The following is a 17,478-nucleotide window of genomic DNA, read 5'->3' as shown; positions in this document are numbered from 1 at the left end:
ACGCTGGCTGCGCCGGCTCAGGCCGGTGATCCGCAAATCGAAACCGCCAAGCAACAAGGCGTTGTTGGCGAACGCATCGATGGCTATCTCGGCATTGTCGATGGCGGTGCAGATGCCGCCCTCATCCGCCGGGTGCAGGACATCAACAACAAGCGCCGCGCAGCGTATGACGACCTCGCTGAACAGACAGGCACGACCCCCGAACAGGTCGCGCGCATCACCGGCGAGAAACTGATTGCCGGCGCCGCTTCTGGCGAATTCATCATGGATGACAGCGGCAACTGGATCCGCAAATAGGCGAGGCCGGTATGAGCCGCACGACCCTTATCGCTATTTTTGCCGGCGTGACGGCGCTCCTGCTTGCAGGCTGGGGCGTCGCTCTGCTGTGGATTGAGACGGGCGTCACCATGACGATGCATGGCTGGATCGCCTACGCGCTTGGCGGGATCGCCAGCCTTGCCCTCTCCATCGGTCTGTTCTGGCTTCTGTTTCACAGTGCCCGCGAAGGCCATGACGATCTCGACCGGCCTGAAGAGCTCGACGGGTGACAAATCACAAACAATAAGGCAGGCAGTGTTCTGGCGAATCGGTTAGCTTCGGCAACCGGAAAGAAGGGGCCAAACCATGCAAGCCAATATCGATCCGGCGCATCTGTCTGCCTATATCGCGTCGCGCATCTGCCACGACCTTGTCTCATCGGTATCATCGATCACCAATGCGCTCGACTTCATGAACGAGCCGCAGGAATCGGAAATGCGCGCGCAGGCGGAAAAACTGCTGCATGACGGCGCTGACAGTGCTGCCTCGAAGCTCAAATTCCTGCGCTACGCCTTCGGGTCGGCCGGCCTGTCCAAGGGCGCAGCAGACATTCACGAAGCCAAGCAGATAACGGAACGCTTTGTCTCGAGCCACAATCAGCCGCCTGTCCTCAACTGGGACATAGAGACAGAGCATCTCAGCTTCTCGCATGCCCGGCTGATCATGAACATGGTCATGCTGGCGGTCGATTGCCTGCCCCGCGGCGGCACAATCGAGGTGAAGGTGCGTAATCAGACCGATGGGCTCGGTATCGGCCTGACGGCGGCTGGCCAGCGCTGCAAGCTGCGCGATGACACCAAGGACGCCATCGCCGGGACAGAGCCCCAGGATGGCTGGTCGGCGCGGACGGTCCAGCCTCTTTTCACCCGCATCATCGCCACCGGCCTTGGCGGCGAGCTCAAGGCCGAATCGCGCGAGGCGGAGGCCGAAGTCTCCGTCACGGCGACAGGGCTGAGCGCGGAAGGCTGATTTTCAGCACGTCAAAGCAGCCCGGTTAGAGGTGTTAAACAACGGTAAAGGACTTGTGCGCCAAACTGCGCCAGCCTGGGCGTCAGCACCAGAAACTATTCAGTATTTTCCTTTTTTGGTTGAATTGAGTGCTCGAATTGACCTATCTAACTGCCGGGGTGACGCAATGAAGTCTTGTCTGATTGTCGATGACTCGCGCGTTGTAAGAAAGGTGGCTGGCCGGATCGTCCAGGACCTCAACTTTGATGTGACCGAGGCTGCTGATGGCGCCGATGCGCTTGAAACCTGTCGTAAAACAATGCCGGACGCGATCCTGCTCGACTGGAACATGCCTGTGATGAACGGGCTCGACTTCCTGCGGGCGCTGCGCCGGGAGCAAGGCGGCTCAAAGCCTGTCGTGGTTTTCTGTTCGACGGAAAATGATGCTGAACACATTGGCGAAGCCATGCGTTCGGGCGCAAACGAATTCATCATGAAGCCATTTGATGCCGACATCATTCAGAGCAAATTTGCAGAAGTCGGCCTCGTGTAGAGCAATTTGTTAACTGGAAACGCGTTCCTGTTAACGAAATCAAACAAAAACTGACCGGGCTGACTAAGCTATGGACGAGACCGTGTATCGTGAAATTGCAGATCTGGCGCAGGCCGGATCGGGGCAGTTCATTCCGCCGACCAAATCCTATCTGATCGAGACGCGTCTCGGCCCGATCCTGCGGCGTGAACAATTTGCGGGCGCAGAAGACCTTCTGTCCTGCATAAAAGCCCGCCCGGGCAGCGCTCTTTCGAGCGAGCTGGTGTCCGCGCTCACCGCCAAGACAACCTGGTTCTTCCGCGAGCGCGACGCGTTCGAGCGGATCGTCTCCCACGTCCTGCCGATGATGGCGCCGTCCGCCAAGGAAGAGCGGCTGCGCATCTGGTGTGCGGGCGGGGCGACCGGACAGGAAGCCTATTCCCTCGCCATCCTGCTCGAGGAATCCGATCACCCGGCCCTCAAGGATATGCAGGTGGAGATTCTCACCACCGACATCAGCGAGAAGATGACCACCTTCGCGCGGGCCGGAAAGTTCGGTCATTTCGATGTGCAGAAGGGTCTGTCTATCCAGAGGCTGCTCGACAATTTTTCCCGCCTCGACACCGGCGACTGGCAGGTCTCGAAGACGCTGGCGAGCCGGGTTGCTGTACGCACGCATAATATTCTGGAAGACGCTTCGGGTCTCGGCGAGTTCGACATCATCGTCTGCTGCAATGTGATTTCCGGCATGGCGCGCCAGAAACGCTCTGCCGCCCTGCTCAATCTCGCCCGCCAGCTCACCGATGGCGGCCAGCTGGTCCTTGCCAGGGGCGAAACAGCGACAGGGCTCGTCACAGGGCTTGAGCCGTCCCGTGACATGCGCGGCGCCTATACCCGCGACGTTCAGCCGGGCGCTCTCGTCGCCGCGGCCTGACCGGACGCAACATGTCCGCGCTTTCGCGGATTCCAGCCTATAAAAGCCCGAAAATCACCAAGATTCCGGAACTTCCGGCCCTGAATCCGCCTTTCTGAAGGCGGGGTTGCCGAGCGTTCAGCGACCTTTTGATAAAACAGAGGGGCAGAAGAACTGGAGTCCGCAGATGAAACTCACAAAAACGATCGGCTTATCGCTCGCCCTGTCCACAACCCTCGCCCTGCCTGCCTTGGCAGAGCATCCCCATCGCGGCGGCGGCGGCGAAGCCATAATCTATTCCAATCCTGATTTCACCGGCCGCTCCCTGCGCGTCACAGGCGCTATTCCGCGCCTTGCCGACTATCGCTTCAACGACCGCGCCTCCTCCATCCGTGTGACAGGCGGCGCGTGGGAAGTCTGCGTCGACGCGAATTATCGCGGCCGCTGCGAGATCATCGAATACCGCGCCGACCGGCTGAACCAGATCCGCCTCAACAACAAGATTACCTCGATCCGCCCCGTCGCCTACGGAAATCGCGGGCGCTACGACCGCGATTATCGCGGTACGCCGGCGGGGCAATATGGCCGTAGCCCCGGCTATGGTCGCGGCGGACGTCACAACGCCCCGGTCGTACTGTTCCAGCACCCGGATTATCGCGGTGACGCGTTGCCGCTGAACGGTGCAGTCGCCCACCTCAACAAGCTGCGCTTCAATGACAAGGTATCGTCCATCGCCGTACAGAGCGGCGCCTGGGAAGTATGCACCGATCCGAATTTCCGCGGCCGCTGCGAGATCATTACGGCCTCGGCCTCAGAGCTCGGCTACTACAGGCTGAACGACAATATCACCTCGATCCGCCCGGCCGGCCGCGGCTATGGCTATGACCGCAATTACAATCGCCAATATGGCCGTCGCTGGTAAAGCTGCACCGGAAAGGCTTCCTGTTCTCGCCAAGTGGGAGTAGGAAGCCCCGCATGGCGAATGCTCCCTCAGACAGACTGATTGTTGTGGGCGTCCTCTCGGGCGCCCATGGCGTGCGCGGTGATGTGCGTGTCAAGAGTTTCACCGACGTGCCGGAAGACCTGTTTGGTCTCGGCCCGCTCCTGTCGGAAACCGGGGACGTCCTGCTCGAACCTGCGAAAGTGAAGCCGGCCTCTGACCATTTCATCGTGACCGCGAAAACGCCGCGCCAGAAGGAAGACTGGGACGGTCTGAAAAACACCCGCCTGCACGTCCGCCGCAGCGCCCTGCCCCCGCCTGAGGATGATGAATTCTATGTCGAGGACCTGACCGGGCTTGACGTGCGCGACCTGCAGGGCGAGCCGGTCGGCACAGTGAAATCGGTCCAGAATTTCGGCGCGGGCGACCTTATCGAAGTGGCCCCGGACAAGGGCCCGGCCTTCTTCGTGCCGTTCACGCTCAAGGAAGTTCCCGAAGTCCATTTCGACAGCAGGCACATCACCCTGCGCGATCCGGAAACCTGGGCTGATCAGTCCGACCCGCGAAAATCCGGCAGCGACGAATAGGCGGCACGAAAGAGGACTGGCAAGGCCGCTTTCTAGAGCAGGTCCGCCTTCTTCGCGAGGTCGATGAGATAGGCCTCGAGCGTCTTGCTCTGTTTCTGCAGATTGAAATCCGACAGCGCAAAATTGCGGCCTTCCTCGCCCATCTGTTTGGTCCGGTCCTTGTCGGTCAGCATGCGGGCCAGCCGGTCGGCCAGCGCCGCCTCATCGCCTTCGTCGACAAGATACCCTGTCACGCCATCCTTCACGCATTCTGTGATGCCCGCATGGCGCGTCGCCGCAAGCGCACAGCCTGACAGCATCGCCTCGATGCAAACGAGCGGCAGGCCTTCTGCGTCGCCTGATTTCGCCCTCTTGGACGGCACAACAGCGATCCGCGCTTCGGCCCAGTGCCCGGGCATGTCATCGGCCTCTACCCAACCCGGCAGCTCGGCATTGACGCCGGCGGCCTGAAGCTCCTTCACAAGGTCTTCTTTCAAATCGCCATCGCCGATCAGGCGCACTGTCCAGCCTTCCAGCTCTTCGCCGAGGCGGGCGAGCGCGGCGATCAGCGTGTCGATGCCTTTTTTCTCGGTCCAGCGGCCGGCAAAGACGAGGAGGTCCTTCTTCTCACCCGGCTCGAACCGGGCAGGATCAGCGGTATTGTGATGGACGACCATCTTGTCTTCCGGCGCGCCCTTGGCGGCGAGCTCATCGCGAATGAAATTCGAGCAGGGCAGGATCAGGTCTGCGTCTTTCCAGAGTTTGGCCCGGCGCCGGTTATAGACGCGGATGAAGCTGTCCTTGGTATTGGTCGTCTTGGTCGCGTCGCCGCCATAATAGGTCACGGCCATGGGCAGTTCGAGCTTTTTGGCGAGCGGCAGGGCATAGGCGCCCGACTTTCCGAAGCTGGCATGCAGCGCAACCGGATTATACGCCTTCAGCGTCTCCTCGAGCTTCGTTGAAATACTGCCAAGTTGTTTAAATGCCGACTCCCCGGCCGGCCCATGTAGCGGCCCGAGCTGGACGACTTCTGCGCCCTCGGGTATCGGGCCTTTGACTTCGTGGCCGATATAGAGCGGTTTCAGCTTCGAGAAGGCCGAATAGCCGCGCGGAATAAAGCTCTCCGACGGGGTAAAAAGCTTGTCGCAGTAGGCAAGAAAATAGCGCGGCTCGCTCATGGCTCGCCCGTCTTGTCGCGCTCGAACCAGGCCCAGGCGGTCGTCAGGATCGTGTCGAGATCGCTCATTTTCGCCTCCCAGCCGAGCACCTCTTTTGCTTTTGCCGGAGACGCGACAAGCGAAGGCGGATCGCCCGGACGGCGCGGGCCTGCCTTGCGCGGCACAGGCTTTCCGGCCACACGCTCAACCGCGTCGGCGAGCTCGATCACCGATGAGCCCCGTCCCGTGCCAAGGTTCAGCGTCTGGCTGTCCTTGCCGGCCGAGAGATGATCGAGCGCGCGCCAGTGCGCATCGGCGAGATCGCTGACATGCACATAATCTCGCACGCAGCTGCCATCGGGCGTGTCGAAATCAGTGCCATTGATGGTGAAAGTGAAGGTGCCGTCCATCGCGCCCTGAATGGCGAGCGGGATGACGTGCGGCTCAGGATCATGACGCTCGCCGGTTTCGCCATCGGGATCGCAGCCGCCCGCATTGAAATAGCGCAGGATAACATAGCGCAGATCATAGGCGGCGGCATAATCGGCGATAACGTGCTCTACCATGAGCTTGGAGCGCCCATAGGGATTGATCGGGGCCTGCGGTGTGTCTTCCGTGATAAGCTCGTCCTGAACCCCATAGGTCGCGCAGGACGAGGAGAAGATCAGCTGGCTGACGCCGGCCTCCCGCATCGCATCGAGCAGGTTGAGCGTGCCGGTCACATTATTGCGATAATAGATCGCCGGGTCCTGCATCGATTCAGCGACATAGGCGAAGGCGGCGAAATGCGCGACCGCATCGGGCTTTACCCGCGCCAGCGCCGCGCTCAGCGCCTCGCGGTCAATGATGTCGCCCTCGATCAGCTCACCCCATTTGACAAGGTCGCGCCAGCCGCGGCTGAGATTGTCATAGACAACGACTTTCCAGCCATTGGCCGCGAATGCCTTGCACGCATGGCTGCCGACATATCCGGCGCCACCGGTCACAAACACTGTCTTGCTCACAGACGATTTCCTCGGGTCTCGCAGTGCGGTCTGAGTATTGCAGCCGCCCTCAACCGTCAAACACGTCTTGGCAGCAATATCAGCATCGCCTAAGACCGGCCCTCAGCCTTAGCAAGGACACCGATATGACCGCTTACCGTTTGTTCGGCGCCGACACCTCTCCCTATTCGCTCAAAGTGCGCTCCTTCCTGAAATACAAGGGCGTGGATTTCGAATGGATCGGGCGATCGGCTGCGACGGAAGAGGAGTTCCAGTCCTTCGCCAAAGTGCCGACGGTTCCGCTGCTCGTCTCGCCCAACAAGGCGCCGAACCAGGATTCGACCGATATCCTCTCTGTCGTCGAGAACGATGTGTCAGAGCCGTCCTGCGTGCCGGACGATCCGGCCTGCGCCGTGCTGGCGCTGATCCTGGAAGACTATGCCGACGAGTGGCTGAACAAGGCCATGTTCCTCTATCGCTGGGGCGCCAAGCCCGACCGCGAGGAAGCCGCCGACCGGACCATGGACCAGCTCTTCTCAGGCAAGCTACCCCGCGCCAAAAAGAAGACGCGTGACCAGATCGTCAAACGCATGCGAGAGCGTCTCCCGCTCGTTGGCGTCGAGAAGAAGAACGAAAAGACGCTGAAAACGTCGGCCGAGCGCTTCATCGGCCTGCTCAACGCCCATCTTGAAAACAATCTCTTCATTTTCGGCGGGCGCCCGTCCGTCGCCGATTTCGCGCTTGCCGGGCAGATCTCGCAAATGCTGCTCGACGCGACACCCGGGGACATGCTGCGCAAATCCGCGCCCTTCGTCACCGCCTGGTGCGAATTCATGGACTCCCCGAAGGCTGGCGCGCCGTTCAAGACGCTGGACGAACTCAAGCCCACCCTTCTGCCGCTCTTTTCCGATGAAATCGCGCAGACCTATCTGCCCTGGGCAGAGGCCAATCTGGACGCCAACCAGTCGAACAATGACCGGGTGAACGTCAAGCTTGAGAAGAAAGCCTTCGAACAGGTCACCCAGCGCTATGCCGCGACCTCATTCAAATCGGTGCAGAAGGCCGTGCGCCGCCTGTCCGATAATGAGAGCCTGACGAGCTTCCTCGATGAGGCCGGCGCGAAGACCTTCTTCGAAAAGGGCGGGAAGTAGGCCCGCGCCTCTTTGGAGATGAGCCCTCAGATAGCGTCGCCATCGAGGTAGACGCTATCGTTCAGCTAGCCTGCAAACGAAAAACCCCGGCACCTTGCGGCACCGGGGCTCTGGCTTGTCAGGGCGTGTGCAGGGCTGCCTAGGCAGCAGACGCCTTGTCGCCCTCGATCAGTTTCGGCTTCGACGGCTTGTTCGATTCCTGGCCGATTTCGATCTTGCGGGGCTTTTTCGCTTCCGGCAACTCGCGGACGAGATCGACGCGCAGAAGGCCGTTCTGCAGGCTCGCACCGGTCACGATCACGTGATCGGCAAGCTGGAAACGGCGCAGGAATCCGCGCTCAGCGATGCCGCGATGCAGGAACTGGCGCTCATCGGCGTCCCCGGCCTGCTCTTTCTTGCCGGCAATGGTGAGAAGGTTCTCATTGGTTTCGATCTCAAGGTCGTCCTCGGCGAAACCGGCAACCGCGATTTCGATCGCGAAGGCATCGTCTGCCACGCGCTCAATATTGTAGGGCGGATAGCCCTGCGTACCGTCGAGACGGCTTGCCGAATCGATCATGCTGGCCATGCGGTCAAAGCCAACCATGGTGCGGTAAAGGGGGGTCAAATCAATCGTACTCATGACGTACAGTCCTCTCTAAGCAACTGCGTCCGGCAGGGCCGGACCATCATTCTTGCGGCTCATCTGTCACTCCGGCCCGTTCATCGGCACCGGCAGACTGCCGGTCACAACCTGCTTGGCAGCGCTGCGACATGATGTATTTGGGTAGTCAGTATTGCCTGTTCAAGAACCTGAAAGGAATCCGAACATGAAGCACTTTATGGGAGCTGCGGGCCTCGCCCTGATGCTTGCCGCCTGTAGCAATGGCGTCGCATCAGACGAAGCACCAACAGAAGCATCCAGCGCCGAAGCGCCCGCCGAAGCCAGCTATTCGCTCGGCGATGCCATGGCCGGCAGCTGGCGGACCGAGGCAGAAGTCGCGCGAGACGAATACCGCCATCCGGTCGAAACGCTCGAATTCTTCGGGATTGAAGGCGACGACACGGTTGTCGAAATCTGGCCGGGCGGCGGCTGGTACACCAACATCCTCGCCCCCTGGCTCCATGCAAATGGTGGCCAGTTCATCGCCGCGACATTCAGCCCTGAACGTAATGAGCGCGCAAGCAAGGTCATCACCGACTTCAAGGCCAATTACGCTGAAAATCCGGACGTGTTCGGGGACATCCAGTACACCGTCTTCGACAGGAGCGCCCCGCCCATGGGCGAGCCTGACAGCGTTGACGCTGTGCTGACCTTCCGCAATGTGCATGGCTGGATGGGCGGCGGATATTCCGACAAGTTCTTTACCGAAGCCTATCGCGCCCTCAAGCCCGGCGGCGTGCTGGGGGTCGTTCAGCACAGGCTTCCCTCGGCTGTCGAACAGGATCCGTCCGCCCCGACAGGCTATGTCCATGAAGACTTTATCAAAACCCTCGCAACCAATGCAGGGTTCGAATTTGCCGGCTCCAGCGAGATCAATGCGAACCCGGCCGATACGGCTGATCACCCCTTCGGCGTCTGGACGCTGCCGCCTGTCTCGCGCACCGAAGACAGCGACGGCAACACGCCGGACGACTTCGATCCGGCTGCCTATGAAGCAATTGGCGAGTCCGACCGGATGACGCTGAAATTCGTCAAGCCAGCCGAGTAGCGCCGCTGTCCTTTCCGATAGTTTCGCTCTAGAAGGCGGGTCATGACGACCCGCCTTCTTTTTCCGACGCATCTCTATCAGGCGCGCCATGCGGACGCCGATTTCCTCGAAGAGATCGAGGCGGCCTGCTGGATGGTCGAGGAGGGCGATCAGGCCGGCCATGACTGGTGCGAGGAGAAGGGCTATCCGGGCTACACCTCCTATGCGTCGCTGAATGACCTGCCTGACCGCGCGCCAGCCTTTGAAACACTGGCCGATGAACTCGCAGCGCAGGCGCTTCGCTTTGCCGGCGAACTGCACTGGGAGCTGCCGAAGAAGGGGCTGACCCTCGATGCGCTATGGGTGAACGTGCTCGGCGAAGGCGCTGCCCATTCCGGCCATATCCATCCGGGCAGCGTCATCTCGGGCACTTATTATGTCGCGGTTCCAGACGGTTCAGGCGATATCCGCTTCGAGGATCCGCGCCTCGCCATGATGATGGCCGCGCCGCCCCTCAAGGACGAGGTGCCGGAGGCGCTGAAACGTTTTGTCTATGTCGCGCCGAAGCCGGGCGACATGCTGATGTGGGAAAGCTGGCTGCGACACGAAGTCATGCCCAGCCGCACCGAAGAGGCTCGCATCTCGGTCAGTTTCAATTTCGGGCTGGCGGGGTAGCGAGGCCTATTTGACGCGTCGGACTTTGTAGAGGCCCGTGGTCCCATCATCGAAGGTGAGGCCCGGACTTCCAAACATGCGCTCCTCGATCGTGACGGCCACGGGCAGACTTTTCGGCGGCGTCAGCGCTCCAGGAAAGGTCTGCTCCCACTCCTGTCCATTCTCCATGATGAAGAAGTGCCGACCGGCTCCATTTTTCAGTATTCTCGTGACGGTCAGCTGAATCTCGTCGACAGTTTTGTCGTCCTTTTTTGAGCGCGGAATGATACGCGCCCAGATCGGCGTGCGCTCTTCGGCCTCTTCCTCGGCGTCTGGCGCGGCTGTCGCAGCGGTCTGGACAGGAGGGGCAGGTTCGGCCTCCGGCTCCGGCGCATCGGCCCAGGCGGGAAGATCCGGCTCTTTCTCGATGGAGGCGACCGGCGATGATTTTTCAGGCGCGACAGACCCATCCTGGGCGGGCACTTCCTCGAGCGCGTCAGACAGCGCCGTGGCTGCATCCTCGAAACAGGCCAGCCGTTCGGCCGCGTCCGCAATCTCAAGGCAGGCGGCTGTTCTCTCGGCGGCAGAATTGAGAGTCTGCGCAAAAACTGCAGGCGTAAACAACAAGGCCGCCGACACAAAGAGCGTTCTGGAAACCATCATGTCCCTCCAAAATCTATTGAGAGTGTCTTAGGAGCACTTTGCGAACTTGCCAAACAGCTTGCGCACAAACTTCCGTTCCAGCCTTGACGCTTCGCCCTCGCTTGTGCAGTGCAGCGCCAACCATTTGCCAAGGGGCGCAGATCATGGATCTTTCGAAAATTTCCTCGGGCCAGAACCCGCCGGACGACGTCAACGTTCTCATCGAAGTGCCGCTCGGCGGCGAGCCGATCAAATATGAGATCGACAAGGCCTCAGGCGCGATGTTCGTCGACCGCTATCTCTACACCGCGATGCGCTATCCGTGTAATTACGGCTTTATCCCGCACACGCTCAGCCTCGATGGCGACCCGATCGATGTCATGGTCGTTGGCCAGCGTGCGCTTGTGCCGGGCGCCGTTGTGCGGGCCCGCCCGATCGGCGTCTTGCTGATGGAAGATGATGGCGGCGAAGACGAGAAAATCCTCGCCGTGCCGCATCAGAAGCTGACGCGCTACTACGAGAAGGTCCACAATTACACAGATCTTCCCGAAACGCTGTGCGACCGCATTGAGCACTTCTTTACGCATTACAAGGACTTGGAACCCAACAAATGGGTGAAGATCCAGGGCTGGGAAGGCGTTGAAAAGGCGCGCGAACTGATCAAGGCGTCGATCGATCGTTACGCACCCAGCGACAGCTGAGCTGAAGGCAAACAGGGTTGGAATTCAGCGTCTGGCTCGCCCTGATCGGCCTGTTTCTGGCAGGCGGTCTGACGCCGGGGCCAGCCGTGATGCTGGTCGTGTCATCGTCGCTGCGCTACGGTTTCAGGCCCGCCATGCTGCCGGCCATGGGCGTCTCGACCGCGAATTTCGTCTGGATCGGCCTTGCCGCAGGCGGGGCCGCCGCGATCGCAACGCAGCTTCCCTCTGCCTTCCTGTTCCTGAAGCTGGCCGGCCTCGCCTTCATCATCTGGCTCGCCCTCGGCCTCATCCGCGCCCAGCCGCGTGATCTGCGCCTTGCCCGCGAAGCCATGCCCAAACGGGCCGCTCTGTTTGGCAAGGGCGTCGGGCTCCAGCTTGCCAATCCGAATGCGCTTGTTTTCTTCGGCGCGCTCCTGCCCGGCTATTTCGATGCGAGCCGGCCGATGTGGCCGCAGATCCTGATCGCGCTGGCGACCATCACGTTCAGCGAAATGTTTGGCCTCGCCATCTATGCCGCGGCGGCAGACCGGATGGCGAAGAATTTCGCAAGCCCTGGCTTTGCGCGCTGGTTCAATATCGGGGCCGCCACATTGATGGTCGGCTCTGCGGCTTTCGCGGTCTGGGCGACCAGCCGGCCCTAGGCCTCCACCATCGCAAACTCGCCCGTTTCACTATTGCGCCAGTGCAGCTCGCCGAGCGCAATCGCGAACCAGGCGCCATGCAGGGACAGCGTCCCGGCCTCGACCCGGTCTCTCACGAAGGGGAAGGTCATCAGGTTTTTGATTGATGTGCCGATGCCGGCATATTCCAGTGCGGTCTGGGGATCTTCCGGCGACTCTGCCAGCACGCTGGCGCGCGCCCCGTCGAGCAGGCTGACCCAGGGTGCGATAAAGTGACCAACCGGCTTGTCATCTGCCGCTGATAAAGACGCATTTACGCCCCCGCAGCCGCCATGACCCATGATCACGATGTGTTTGACCTCCAGCGCCGTCACCGCAAACTCCAGCGCAGCACTGACCCCATGCAGACCGCTCCCCTGATCATAGGGCGGGACAAGATTGGCGACGTTCCGCACGACGAAAAGCTGCCCGGGCGCGGCATTGAAGATGTCGGCAGGCTCTGCCCGGCTGTCGGCGCAGGCGATGACCATGATGTCCGGGTCCTGGCCGCGGCCCAGCTCCTCATAGAGCTTTGCCTGGTATTTGTAGGTGCCCCGGCGAAACGCGCGATACCCGTCTTTCAGATCTTCCGGCGTCCTCATGCCTGTCATCCTTCTGCCCATCAGTGCGCAGCCAATTAGCATAGACTCCGCCCCAATCAATCCAGAGTGAGACGCGCCGTTCACTTTCGTCAATCTTTTCGCAAATATACTGACACACATATGCTAGGAATGGTCCAGAATGGAGTTTGAGGCGTGGCGGAAAGCGAAGCAAAACCGAAGCACAAAAAGTCGACCAAGCGGCGCCAGGGGCCGCGGCGGAGCGAAGCCTCACGCGCAGCCATTCTGGAAGCGACCCGCGACGAACTGGTCGCTCATGGCTGGCGCAAGCTGAGCGTCGATGGCATCGCGCGCGCCGCGCATGCCTCCAAGCAGACGATCTATCGCTGGTGGCCTGCCACCGGGAATATGTGCCTTGAAGCGGCGACCACCATGCTGACGCCTGCCTCGCCCGGCTCGACCGACCCAGTCGAGCGCATTGCGGCCCTGCTCCTTCCGTTCGAGACGGCAACCCATAGCGGCAATGGCCATGCGGTCCTGCGCGGAGCGTTGATGGCGGCGGCCGATGAGAAAGAGGCGGGCGAGACTTGGCGGAACTGGATGAAATCGAATGTCCGCGCGCCGCTCCGCCTGATCCTTGCCGAGCTTGCCGCAAAGCAGAAAATCCGCCGCGATTATGATCTCGATGAAGCGGTCAACCTGCTCATGTCGCCGGCCTGGCACAATCTGCTGATCATGCGTGCGCCGCTGAAGCCCGGATTTTCGCAGGAACAGGCCAAGCGCCTGCTGCTCCTTCTGCAGGCCTGATCAGGCCTTCGCGCCGCGCTTGCCGCCGCCATAGACCGGGTCTTCTGCGGCGCTTTTCTCGTCCAGCGGCCAGCGCGGGCGGGCGGCAAAGCCGAGACTCTCCTCAGGCACAAGGCCCGCAGCAAGACGTTCAGCGCCCGCCAGCGCGATCATCGCCGCATTGTCGGTACAATAGCGCAGCGGCGGCGCGATGAGCCTTGCGCCATGGCGCGAAGCGACCTTGTCCAGCGCGTCTCGGATCGCTGTATTGGCTGCGACACCGCCCGCCACGACCAGCCGGTCTCCGTCGAAGCCTTCAAGCGCCCGGTCGGCGCGGGCAGACAGGCAGTCGGCGATGGCGCGCTGATAGCTCGCGCAGAGATCTGACACATCCTGATCCGACAAGTCTCCTGCTTCGATGATCCGCGCAGCCGCCGTCTTCAGGCCTGCAAAGCTCATATCGAGGCCATCGCGATCCAATAGCGGGCGCGGCAGCTTGTAGCGCGCCTCGTCGCCCCCTGCCGCCGTGCGCTCGACCGCAGGTCCGCCGGGAAAGCCAAGGCCGAGCAGCTTGGCGAGCTTGTCAAAGGCTTCGCCTGCCGCGTCATCAATTGTGGTGCCAAGGCGTTGGTAGTCCCCCAGTCCATCAACCCGGATGAACTGGCAATGTCCGCCGGAAACGAGCAGCAGCATGTATGGAAACGCACAGGCTTCAGCGAGGCGCGGAGATAGCGCGTGGCCTTCAAGATGATTGACCGGAATAAACGGCCTGCCGGAGGCGAGCGCCAGCGCCTTGCCCGTCATCATACCGACCATCACCCCGCCAATTAGGCCCGGCCCGGACGTTGCGGCGATGGCGTCGAGTTCGGGCAGCGACAGACCGCTATCATCCAGCGCAGCGGCGACAACCTTGTCGGCAATCTCGGCATGCGCGCGCGCCGCGATCTCAGGCACCACGCCGCCATAAGGCGCATGTTCCTCGATCTGGCTGCGGACAGTTTCGGACAGGATGTCTGCGCGTCCATCTGTCAGGCGCACGACAGAAGCGGCTGTCTCATCGCAGCTCGTCTCAATGCCAAGGATGGTCACGCGTTCCATGCGCGCCACTTAAGCCTTTGATCGCGGATCGCAAAGAGCGAAGGTTCAGTCTTCGATCAGCGCCGACAGCATGGAATTGATCCAGGTCTCGCGCGTCTGGTTGTAGGCCTTGAAGGTCGTCGCATAGTCCCAATAGCACCATCCGAAGCCTTGATCTTCCATAGTCTCGCGCATGGCCCGGGTCCATTTCACGCGCTGGTCGAGCGGGACTTCTTCATAGACGCCAAACTCGCCGACAAACATCGGATGACCCTGTTTTGCTGCGAAAGCCTGCGCCCGTTTCGCGCTGAGCTGTAGCGCGGCCATGTCCTCTCGCGTGCCCCAACGTGTGCCGACAGGCGGCGGTTCGGGCGCGAAGAAGGCGCCCTGATGGGTGAAGTCATAAGGGTCGTAGGTGTGGAAGGTCAGGATGATCCGGTCATCGGCCGGTGGGCGGCTTTTGAGAAGCGCCCCGAGCGAGCCCCAGCCGGCACTGCCGACAATCACCCAGCGGTCTGGATGATCCTCGCGCACCACGGCCAGCAATTCTCGGTTGACCGCATCTGTCTTGCGCACCGTCATCTTCTCGTTCGGCTCATTGATCAGCTCAAAGATCACGCTGTCTGGCGCATCTGCGAATGCGTCGGCAATCTGCCGCCAGAGCGCCGCCAGACGCGGGCGATGCGCATCCGCATCCTGCATCAGCTCATTATAGTGATGAACATTGATTATGATCTGCAGCCCCTCTGCCTCGGCCCAGCCGGCGATGTCCTTGATGCGCGCCATGAAGGCCGGATCGATTATATAGGGCTCCGACGTGGCCGCATGTGCGCTCCACTTGATCGGCAGGCGGACCGTGTCGAAACCGGCCGCCTTGATGCGCGCCAGGTCTTCCTTTCGCACCGTATAGCCCCAATCGCCTTCATTGGCAGCTTCCAGCGCGCCGCCAAGATTGATGCAGCGGCTGATCGGGCTTTCCTTCACAGGCGCTGCTTCTGCAGTGGCGGCCGGTGCCTCGGCTGAGCAGGCGGCAAGCAGGAGGGCGGCGGCAATGGCGATGACTCTCATGAGCGCAAGTCTGACCTTTTTATCTTAAGAAAGAGCGTTGATGCCCCTCAACCGGCAGAGAGGCGGGTGATGCCCGCTTGTCTCTGGCCGCTTGCCTGGCTCTGTGTAAAACACTAGCAGGGCAGAAACGGGACATTCGGGAGGCAGGATGACGGCAGAAAAGGCCCCACGGCTCAAACTCAGGATCGGCACGCGCGGCTCGCCGCTCGCCCTGGTCCAGGCCCGGCAGGTTGCCGCTGACATCGAGCGCCATTCAGGCGGCGAGATTGCTGGCGAAATCATCACCTTCACCAGCACTGGCGACAAGCTCACCACCGAACGCCTGATCAATTCCGGCGGCAAGGGTCTGTTCACGCGCGAGATCGACGAGGCCGTCGATGATGGCCGCTGCGATCTCGCCGTTCACAGCCTGAAAGATGTGCCAGGCGAGATCCCGGCCGGACAGGAACTCGTCGCTTTCCCTGAGCGCGAAGATCCGCGCGACGGCTTCATCACGGTGAGTGGCATCAAGTCCCTGAAAGATCTTCCCGAGGGCGCCACAGTGGGCACAGCGTCCCTTCGCCGCGAGTCGCAGACGCTCGCCCGCAGGCCTGATCTCAACATCGTGACCTTTCGCGGCAATGTGCAGACACGGCTGAAAAAGCTTGAGGACGGCCTCGCGGATGCGACTTATCTCGCCATGTCCGGCCTTGAACGCCTCGGCATGGCACATCTGGCGTCTCCCGTGCCGATCGAAGACATGATCCCGGCGGCGGGCCAGGGCATCATCACGATCGCTGCCCGGCCAGATGATCTTGATAACGACATCGTCGCCCTGCTGCGCAAGCTCGACCATGCCGACTCGCGCAAGGCGGCAATTGCCGAGCGCGCCTTCCTCGTTGAACTCGACGGCTCCTGCCGGACCGCCATGGGCGGGCATGCGCGCCTCGAAGACGGCGTGTGGAAATTCGATGGCGAAGTGCTGCGCCCCGACGGCTCTGAGCGCTGGGCAGAGAAGGGCACTGCGCAAGCGGATGCCAGCGAGGCAGACCTCGCCGCGCTTGGCCGCTCAGCCGGCCAGCGTATCCGCGCCGCGGCGGGCGGTGACCTGCCTGCCTTCGAAGATGACTGAGGCGACACCGCCAATCATCATTGCAAGGGCTGAACCCGGCGCCTCACAGACAGCCGCCCGTCTGAAAAAGATGGGGCTCACCCCGATTCTCTCGCCCGCCATAGAGCTTGGCGCGCGCGACGAGCCCCTGCCCGATCTTGCCGCCTATTCGGGCCTCATCTTCACCAGCGCCAATGGCGTGCGCTTTTTCGCTGAAGCGAGCAGCGAACGCGGCCTGCCCGCCTGGTGCGTCGGGCCAGCCACGGCCTCGGAAGCCGTCCGCGAAGCCTTCAGCCCGGTCCACCAGTCTTCGGGCGACGCGCACGACCTTGCCCATTTCATCGCCCATCACTGGAGCGAAGACCGGCCGAAGCGCCTGCTTCATATCGCCAATGCGGCGGCCAAAGGCGTCGTGAAAGAGGCGCTCGGTGAAGAAGGCTTCGAAGTTGATTTCGTCCCGCTGTACGAGGCCCGCCCCGCCCGGGCCCTGTCGCCGGACGCGCAGAGCATACTTCAGTCAGGCACGCCCGCTTTCTGTCTTATCCACTCCAGAAAGGGCGCTGAGGCATTTCTCGCCCTTGCAAAATCACTCGATCTCGCCAAAACCGTATTTGTCACGATCTCACAGCAGGCAGCAGAGCCCTTTCAGGACATCAGGACAGGCGGGATTTCGATTTCCGGCCACCCCGATGAGGATCATCTGCTGAACCTGCTTGAAAAGCTGCTGTGAAACGGCTGATCGTGTAAGAGTCACTAAGGCGGCTGGGGAGCGCGCAAGAGGTAGACTGATGACGAATGAGCCGAGCCATTCATCCGCCCCAATCGATGCAGAATTCGAACCCGCTGAGACGCCCGAAAAATCAAGCATCGCCTATGAAAAGCCGGCCAAAGTGCGCCGCTCGGGCCCAGGCTGGATTTCGCTCATATTCGTGGCCCTGATCGCGCTCGGCAGTGTCGGCCTCTCACTCTGGTCGTCAGGCCTTCTCCGGCAGACCACCCTGCCAAGCCCGGCCGAGACAGGGCTTGCGAGCGTCCGCGACAGCCAGGCTGATCTGCAACAGCG

General features: G+C 61.5%; 23 protein-coding genes. 16 read left to right on the top strand and 7 right to left on the bottom strand.

Annotation, left to right across the window (positions count from 1 at the left end):
• From WA989_RS06790 to rimM, 7 genes are all read left to right on the top strand, one after another.
• The coding region (locus WA989_RS06790; protein ID WP_424339748.1) for a YdbL family protein at positions 1-297 on the top strand (297 nt) is incomplete at its 5' end.
• Positions 298-308: 11 nt separating this feature from the next.
• Positions 309-548 (top strand): hypothetical protein, encoded by a 240-nt coding sequence (locus WA989_RS06785; protein WP_424339747.1) that lies wholly within the window; start codon positions 309-311, stop codon positions 546-548.
• Positions 549-624: 76 nt separating this feature from the next.
• The gene (locus WA989_RS06780) at positions 625-1,287 is read left to right on the top strand and encodes a histidine phosphotransferase family protein (RefSeq protein ID WP_424339746.1); all 663 of its coding nucleotides are present in this window, start codon (positions 625-627) and stop codon (positions 1,285-1,287) included.
• Positions 1,288-1,453: 166 nt separating this feature from the next.
• Positions 1,454-1,819, top strand: a complete 366-nt coding sequence (locus tag WA989_RS06775; RefSeq protein WP_424339745.1) for a response regulator — start codon at positions 1,454-1,456, stop codon at positions 1,817-1,819.
• A gap of 82 nt (positions 1,820-1,901) precedes the next feature.
• The gene (locus tag WA989_RS06770) at positions 1,902-2,732 is read left to right on the top strand and encodes a CheR family methyltransferase (protein ID WP_424339744.1); all 831 of its coding nucleotides are present in this window, start codon (positions 1,902-1,904) and stop codon (positions 2,730-2,732) included.
• Positions 2,733-2,898: 166 nt separating this feature from the next.
• The gene (locus tag WA989_RS06765) at positions 2,899-3,633 is read left to right on the top strand and encodes a beta/gamma crystallin-related protein (protein WP_424339743.1); all 735 of its coding nucleotides are present in this window, start codon (positions 2,899-2,901) and stop codon (positions 3,631-3,633) included.
• A gap of 53 nt (positions 3,634-3,686) precedes the next feature.
• The gene (gene rimM / locus WA989_RS06760; protein WP_424339742.1) at positions 3,687-4,238 is read left to right on the top strand and encodes a ribosome maturation factor RimM; all 552 of its coding nucleotides are present in this window, start codon (positions 3,687-3,689) and stop codon (positions 4,236-4,238) included.
• A gap of 32 nt (positions 4,239-4,270) precedes the next feature.
• Here the strand turns inward: rimM and WA989_RS06755 are convergent, their stop codons facing one another.
• Both WA989_RS06755 and galE read right to left on the bottom strand, forming a co-directional pair.
• Positions 4,271-5,395 (bottom strand): glycosyltransferase, encoded by a 1,125-nt coding sequence (locus tag WA989_RS06755; RefSeq protein ID WP_424339741.1) that lies wholly within the window; start codon positions 5,393-5,395, stop codon positions 4,271-4,273.
• The gene (gene galE, locus WA989_RS06750) at positions 5,392-6,378 is read right to left on the bottom strand and encodes a UDP-glucose 4-epimerase GalE (protein WP_424339740.1); all 987 of its coding nucleotides are present in this window, start codon (positions 6,376-6,378) and stop codon (positions 5,392-5,394) included. Before galE ends, WA989_RS06755 begins: the two co-directional genes overlap by 4 nt.
• Positions 6,379-6,503: 125 nt before the next feature.
• Between galE and WA989_RS06745 the strand changes: the two genes are divergently transcribed.
• A complete protein-coding gene (locus WA989_RS06745) occupies positions 6,504-7,508 on the top strand; it encodes a glutathione S-transferase family protein (RefSeq protein ID WP_424339739.1) in 1,005 nt (334 codons plus the stop codon).
• Positions 7,509-7,647: 139 nt separating this feature from the next.
• Here the strand turns inward: WA989_RS06745 and WA989_RS06740 are convergent, their stop codons facing one another.
• The gene (locus WA989_RS06740; RefSeq protein ID WP_424339738.1) at positions 7,648-8,130 is read right to left on the bottom strand and encodes an Hsp20 family protein; all 483 of its coding nucleotides are present in this window, start codon (positions 8,128-8,130) and stop codon (positions 7,648-7,650) included.
• A 187-nt stretch (positions 8,131-8,317) separates the two neighbouring features.
• Here WA989_RS06740 and WA989_RS06735 point away from each other — a divergent pair, with 187 nt between their 5' ends.
• Both WA989_RS06735 and WA989_RS06730 read left to right on the top strand, forming a co-directional pair.
• The gene (locus WA989_RS06735; protein ID WP_424339737.1) at positions 8,318-9,199 is read left to right on the top strand and encodes a class I SAM-dependent methyltransferase; all 882 of its coding nucleotides are present in this window, start codon (positions 8,318-8,320) and stop codon (positions 9,197-9,199) included.
• Between the two features lie 42 nt (positions 9,200-9,241).
• Entirely contained in the window at positions 9,242-9,853 is a 612-nt protein-coding gene (locus WA989_RS06730; RefSeq protein ID WP_424339736.1) for a TIGR02466 family protein, read from the top strand.
• A 6-nt stretch (positions 9,854-9,859) separates the two neighbouring features.
• Here the strand turns inward: WA989_RS06730 and WA989_RS06725 are convergent, their stop codons facing one another.
• Positions 9,860-10,495: a hypothetical protein gene (locus WA989_RS06725; RefSeq protein WP_424339735.1), complete on the bottom strand. Its 636-nt coding sequence runs from the start codon at positions 10,493-10,495 to the stop codon at positions 9,860-9,862.
• A 143-nt stretch (positions 10,496-10,638) separates the two neighbouring features.
• Here WA989_RS06725 and ppa point away from each other — a divergent pair, with 143 nt between their 5' ends.
• Both ppa and WA989_RS06715 read left to right on the top strand, forming a co-directional pair.
• Positions 10,639-11,175, top strand: a complete 537-nt coding sequence (gene ppa, locus WA989_RS06720; RefSeq protein ID WP_424339734.1) for an inorganic diphosphatase — start codon at positions 10,639-10,641, stop codon at positions 11,173-11,175.
• A 17-nt stretch (positions 11,176-11,192) separates the two neighbouring features.
• Entirely contained in the window at positions 11,193-11,816 is a 624-nt protein-coding gene (locus WA989_RS06715; RefSeq protein WP_424339733.1) for a LysE family translocator, read from the top strand.
• Here WA989_RS06715 and WA989_RS06710 read toward each other — a convergent pair.
• Positions 11,813-12,436 carry a carbonic anhydrase gene (locus WA989_RS06710; RefSeq protein ID WP_424339732.1) on the bottom strand — a complete coding sequence of 208 codons (624 nt, stop codon included), beginning with the start codon at positions 12,434-12,436 and terminating at the stop codon, positions 11,813-11,815. The two genes, WA989_RS06715 and WA989_RS06710, sit on opposite strands and share 4 nt — an antisense overlap.
• 153 nt (positions 12,437-12,589) lie before the next feature.
• On the opposite strand from WA989_RS06710, the gene WA989_RS06705 reads away from it, so the two are divergent.
• Complete coding sequence (locus tag WA989_RS06705) at positions 12,590-13,201, top strand: TetR/AcrR family transcriptional regulator (RefSeq protein ID WP_424339731.1); 612 nt, start codon at positions 12,590-12,592, stop codon at positions 13,199-13,201.
• On the opposite strand, the gene tsaD is transcribed toward WA989_RS06705, so the two are convergent.
• Both tsaD and WA989_RS06695 read right to left on the bottom strand, forming a co-directional pair.
• Complete coding sequence (gene tsaD / locus WA989_RS06700; protein ID WP_424339749.1) at positions 13,202-14,269, bottom strand: tRNA (adenosine(37)-N6)-threonylcarbamoyltransferase complex transferase subunit TsaD; 1,068 nt, start codon at positions 14,267-14,269, stop codon at positions 13,202-13,204.
• A 54-nt stretch (positions 14,270-14,323) separates the two neighbouring features.
• Positions 14,324-15,325: a glycoside hydrolase family 5 protein gene (locus tag WA989_RS06695; protein ID WP_424339730.1), complete on the bottom strand. Its 1,002-nt coding sequence runs from the start codon at positions 15,323-15,325 to the stop codon at positions 14,324-14,326.
• Between the two features lie 148 nt (positions 15,326-15,473).
• Here WA989_RS06695 and hemC point away from each other — a divergent pair, with 148 nt between their 5' ends.
• From hemC to WA989_RS06680, 3 genes are all read left to right on the top strand, one after another.
• On the top strand, positions 15,474-16,436 hold the full coding sequence (gene hemC, locus WA989_RS06690; RefSeq protein WP_424339729.1) for a hydroxymethylbilane synthase: 963 nt from the start codon (positions 15,474-15,476) through the stop codon (positions 16,434-16,436).
• Positions 16,429-17,145: a uroporphyrinogen-III synthase gene (locus WA989_RS06685; RefSeq protein ID WP_424339728.1), complete on the top strand. Its 717-nt coding sequence runs from the start codon at positions 16,429-16,431 to the stop codon at positions 17,143-17,145. The genes hemC and WA989_RS06685 overlap by 8 nt, the downstream gene beginning before the upstream one ends.
• A gap of 58 nt (positions 17,146-17,203) precedes the next feature.
• A partial coding sequence (locus WA989_RS06680) for a hypothetical protein (protein WP_424339727.1) occupies positions 17,204-17,478 on the top strand: 275 nt, incomplete at its 3' end.

The organism is Henriciella sp. (assembly GCF_049649345.1).
GTDB lineage: Bacteria > Pseudomonadota > Alphaproteobacteria > Caulobacterales > Hyphomonadaceae > Henriciella.
This window is presented reverse-complemented; position numbering and strand designations above follow the sequence as displayed.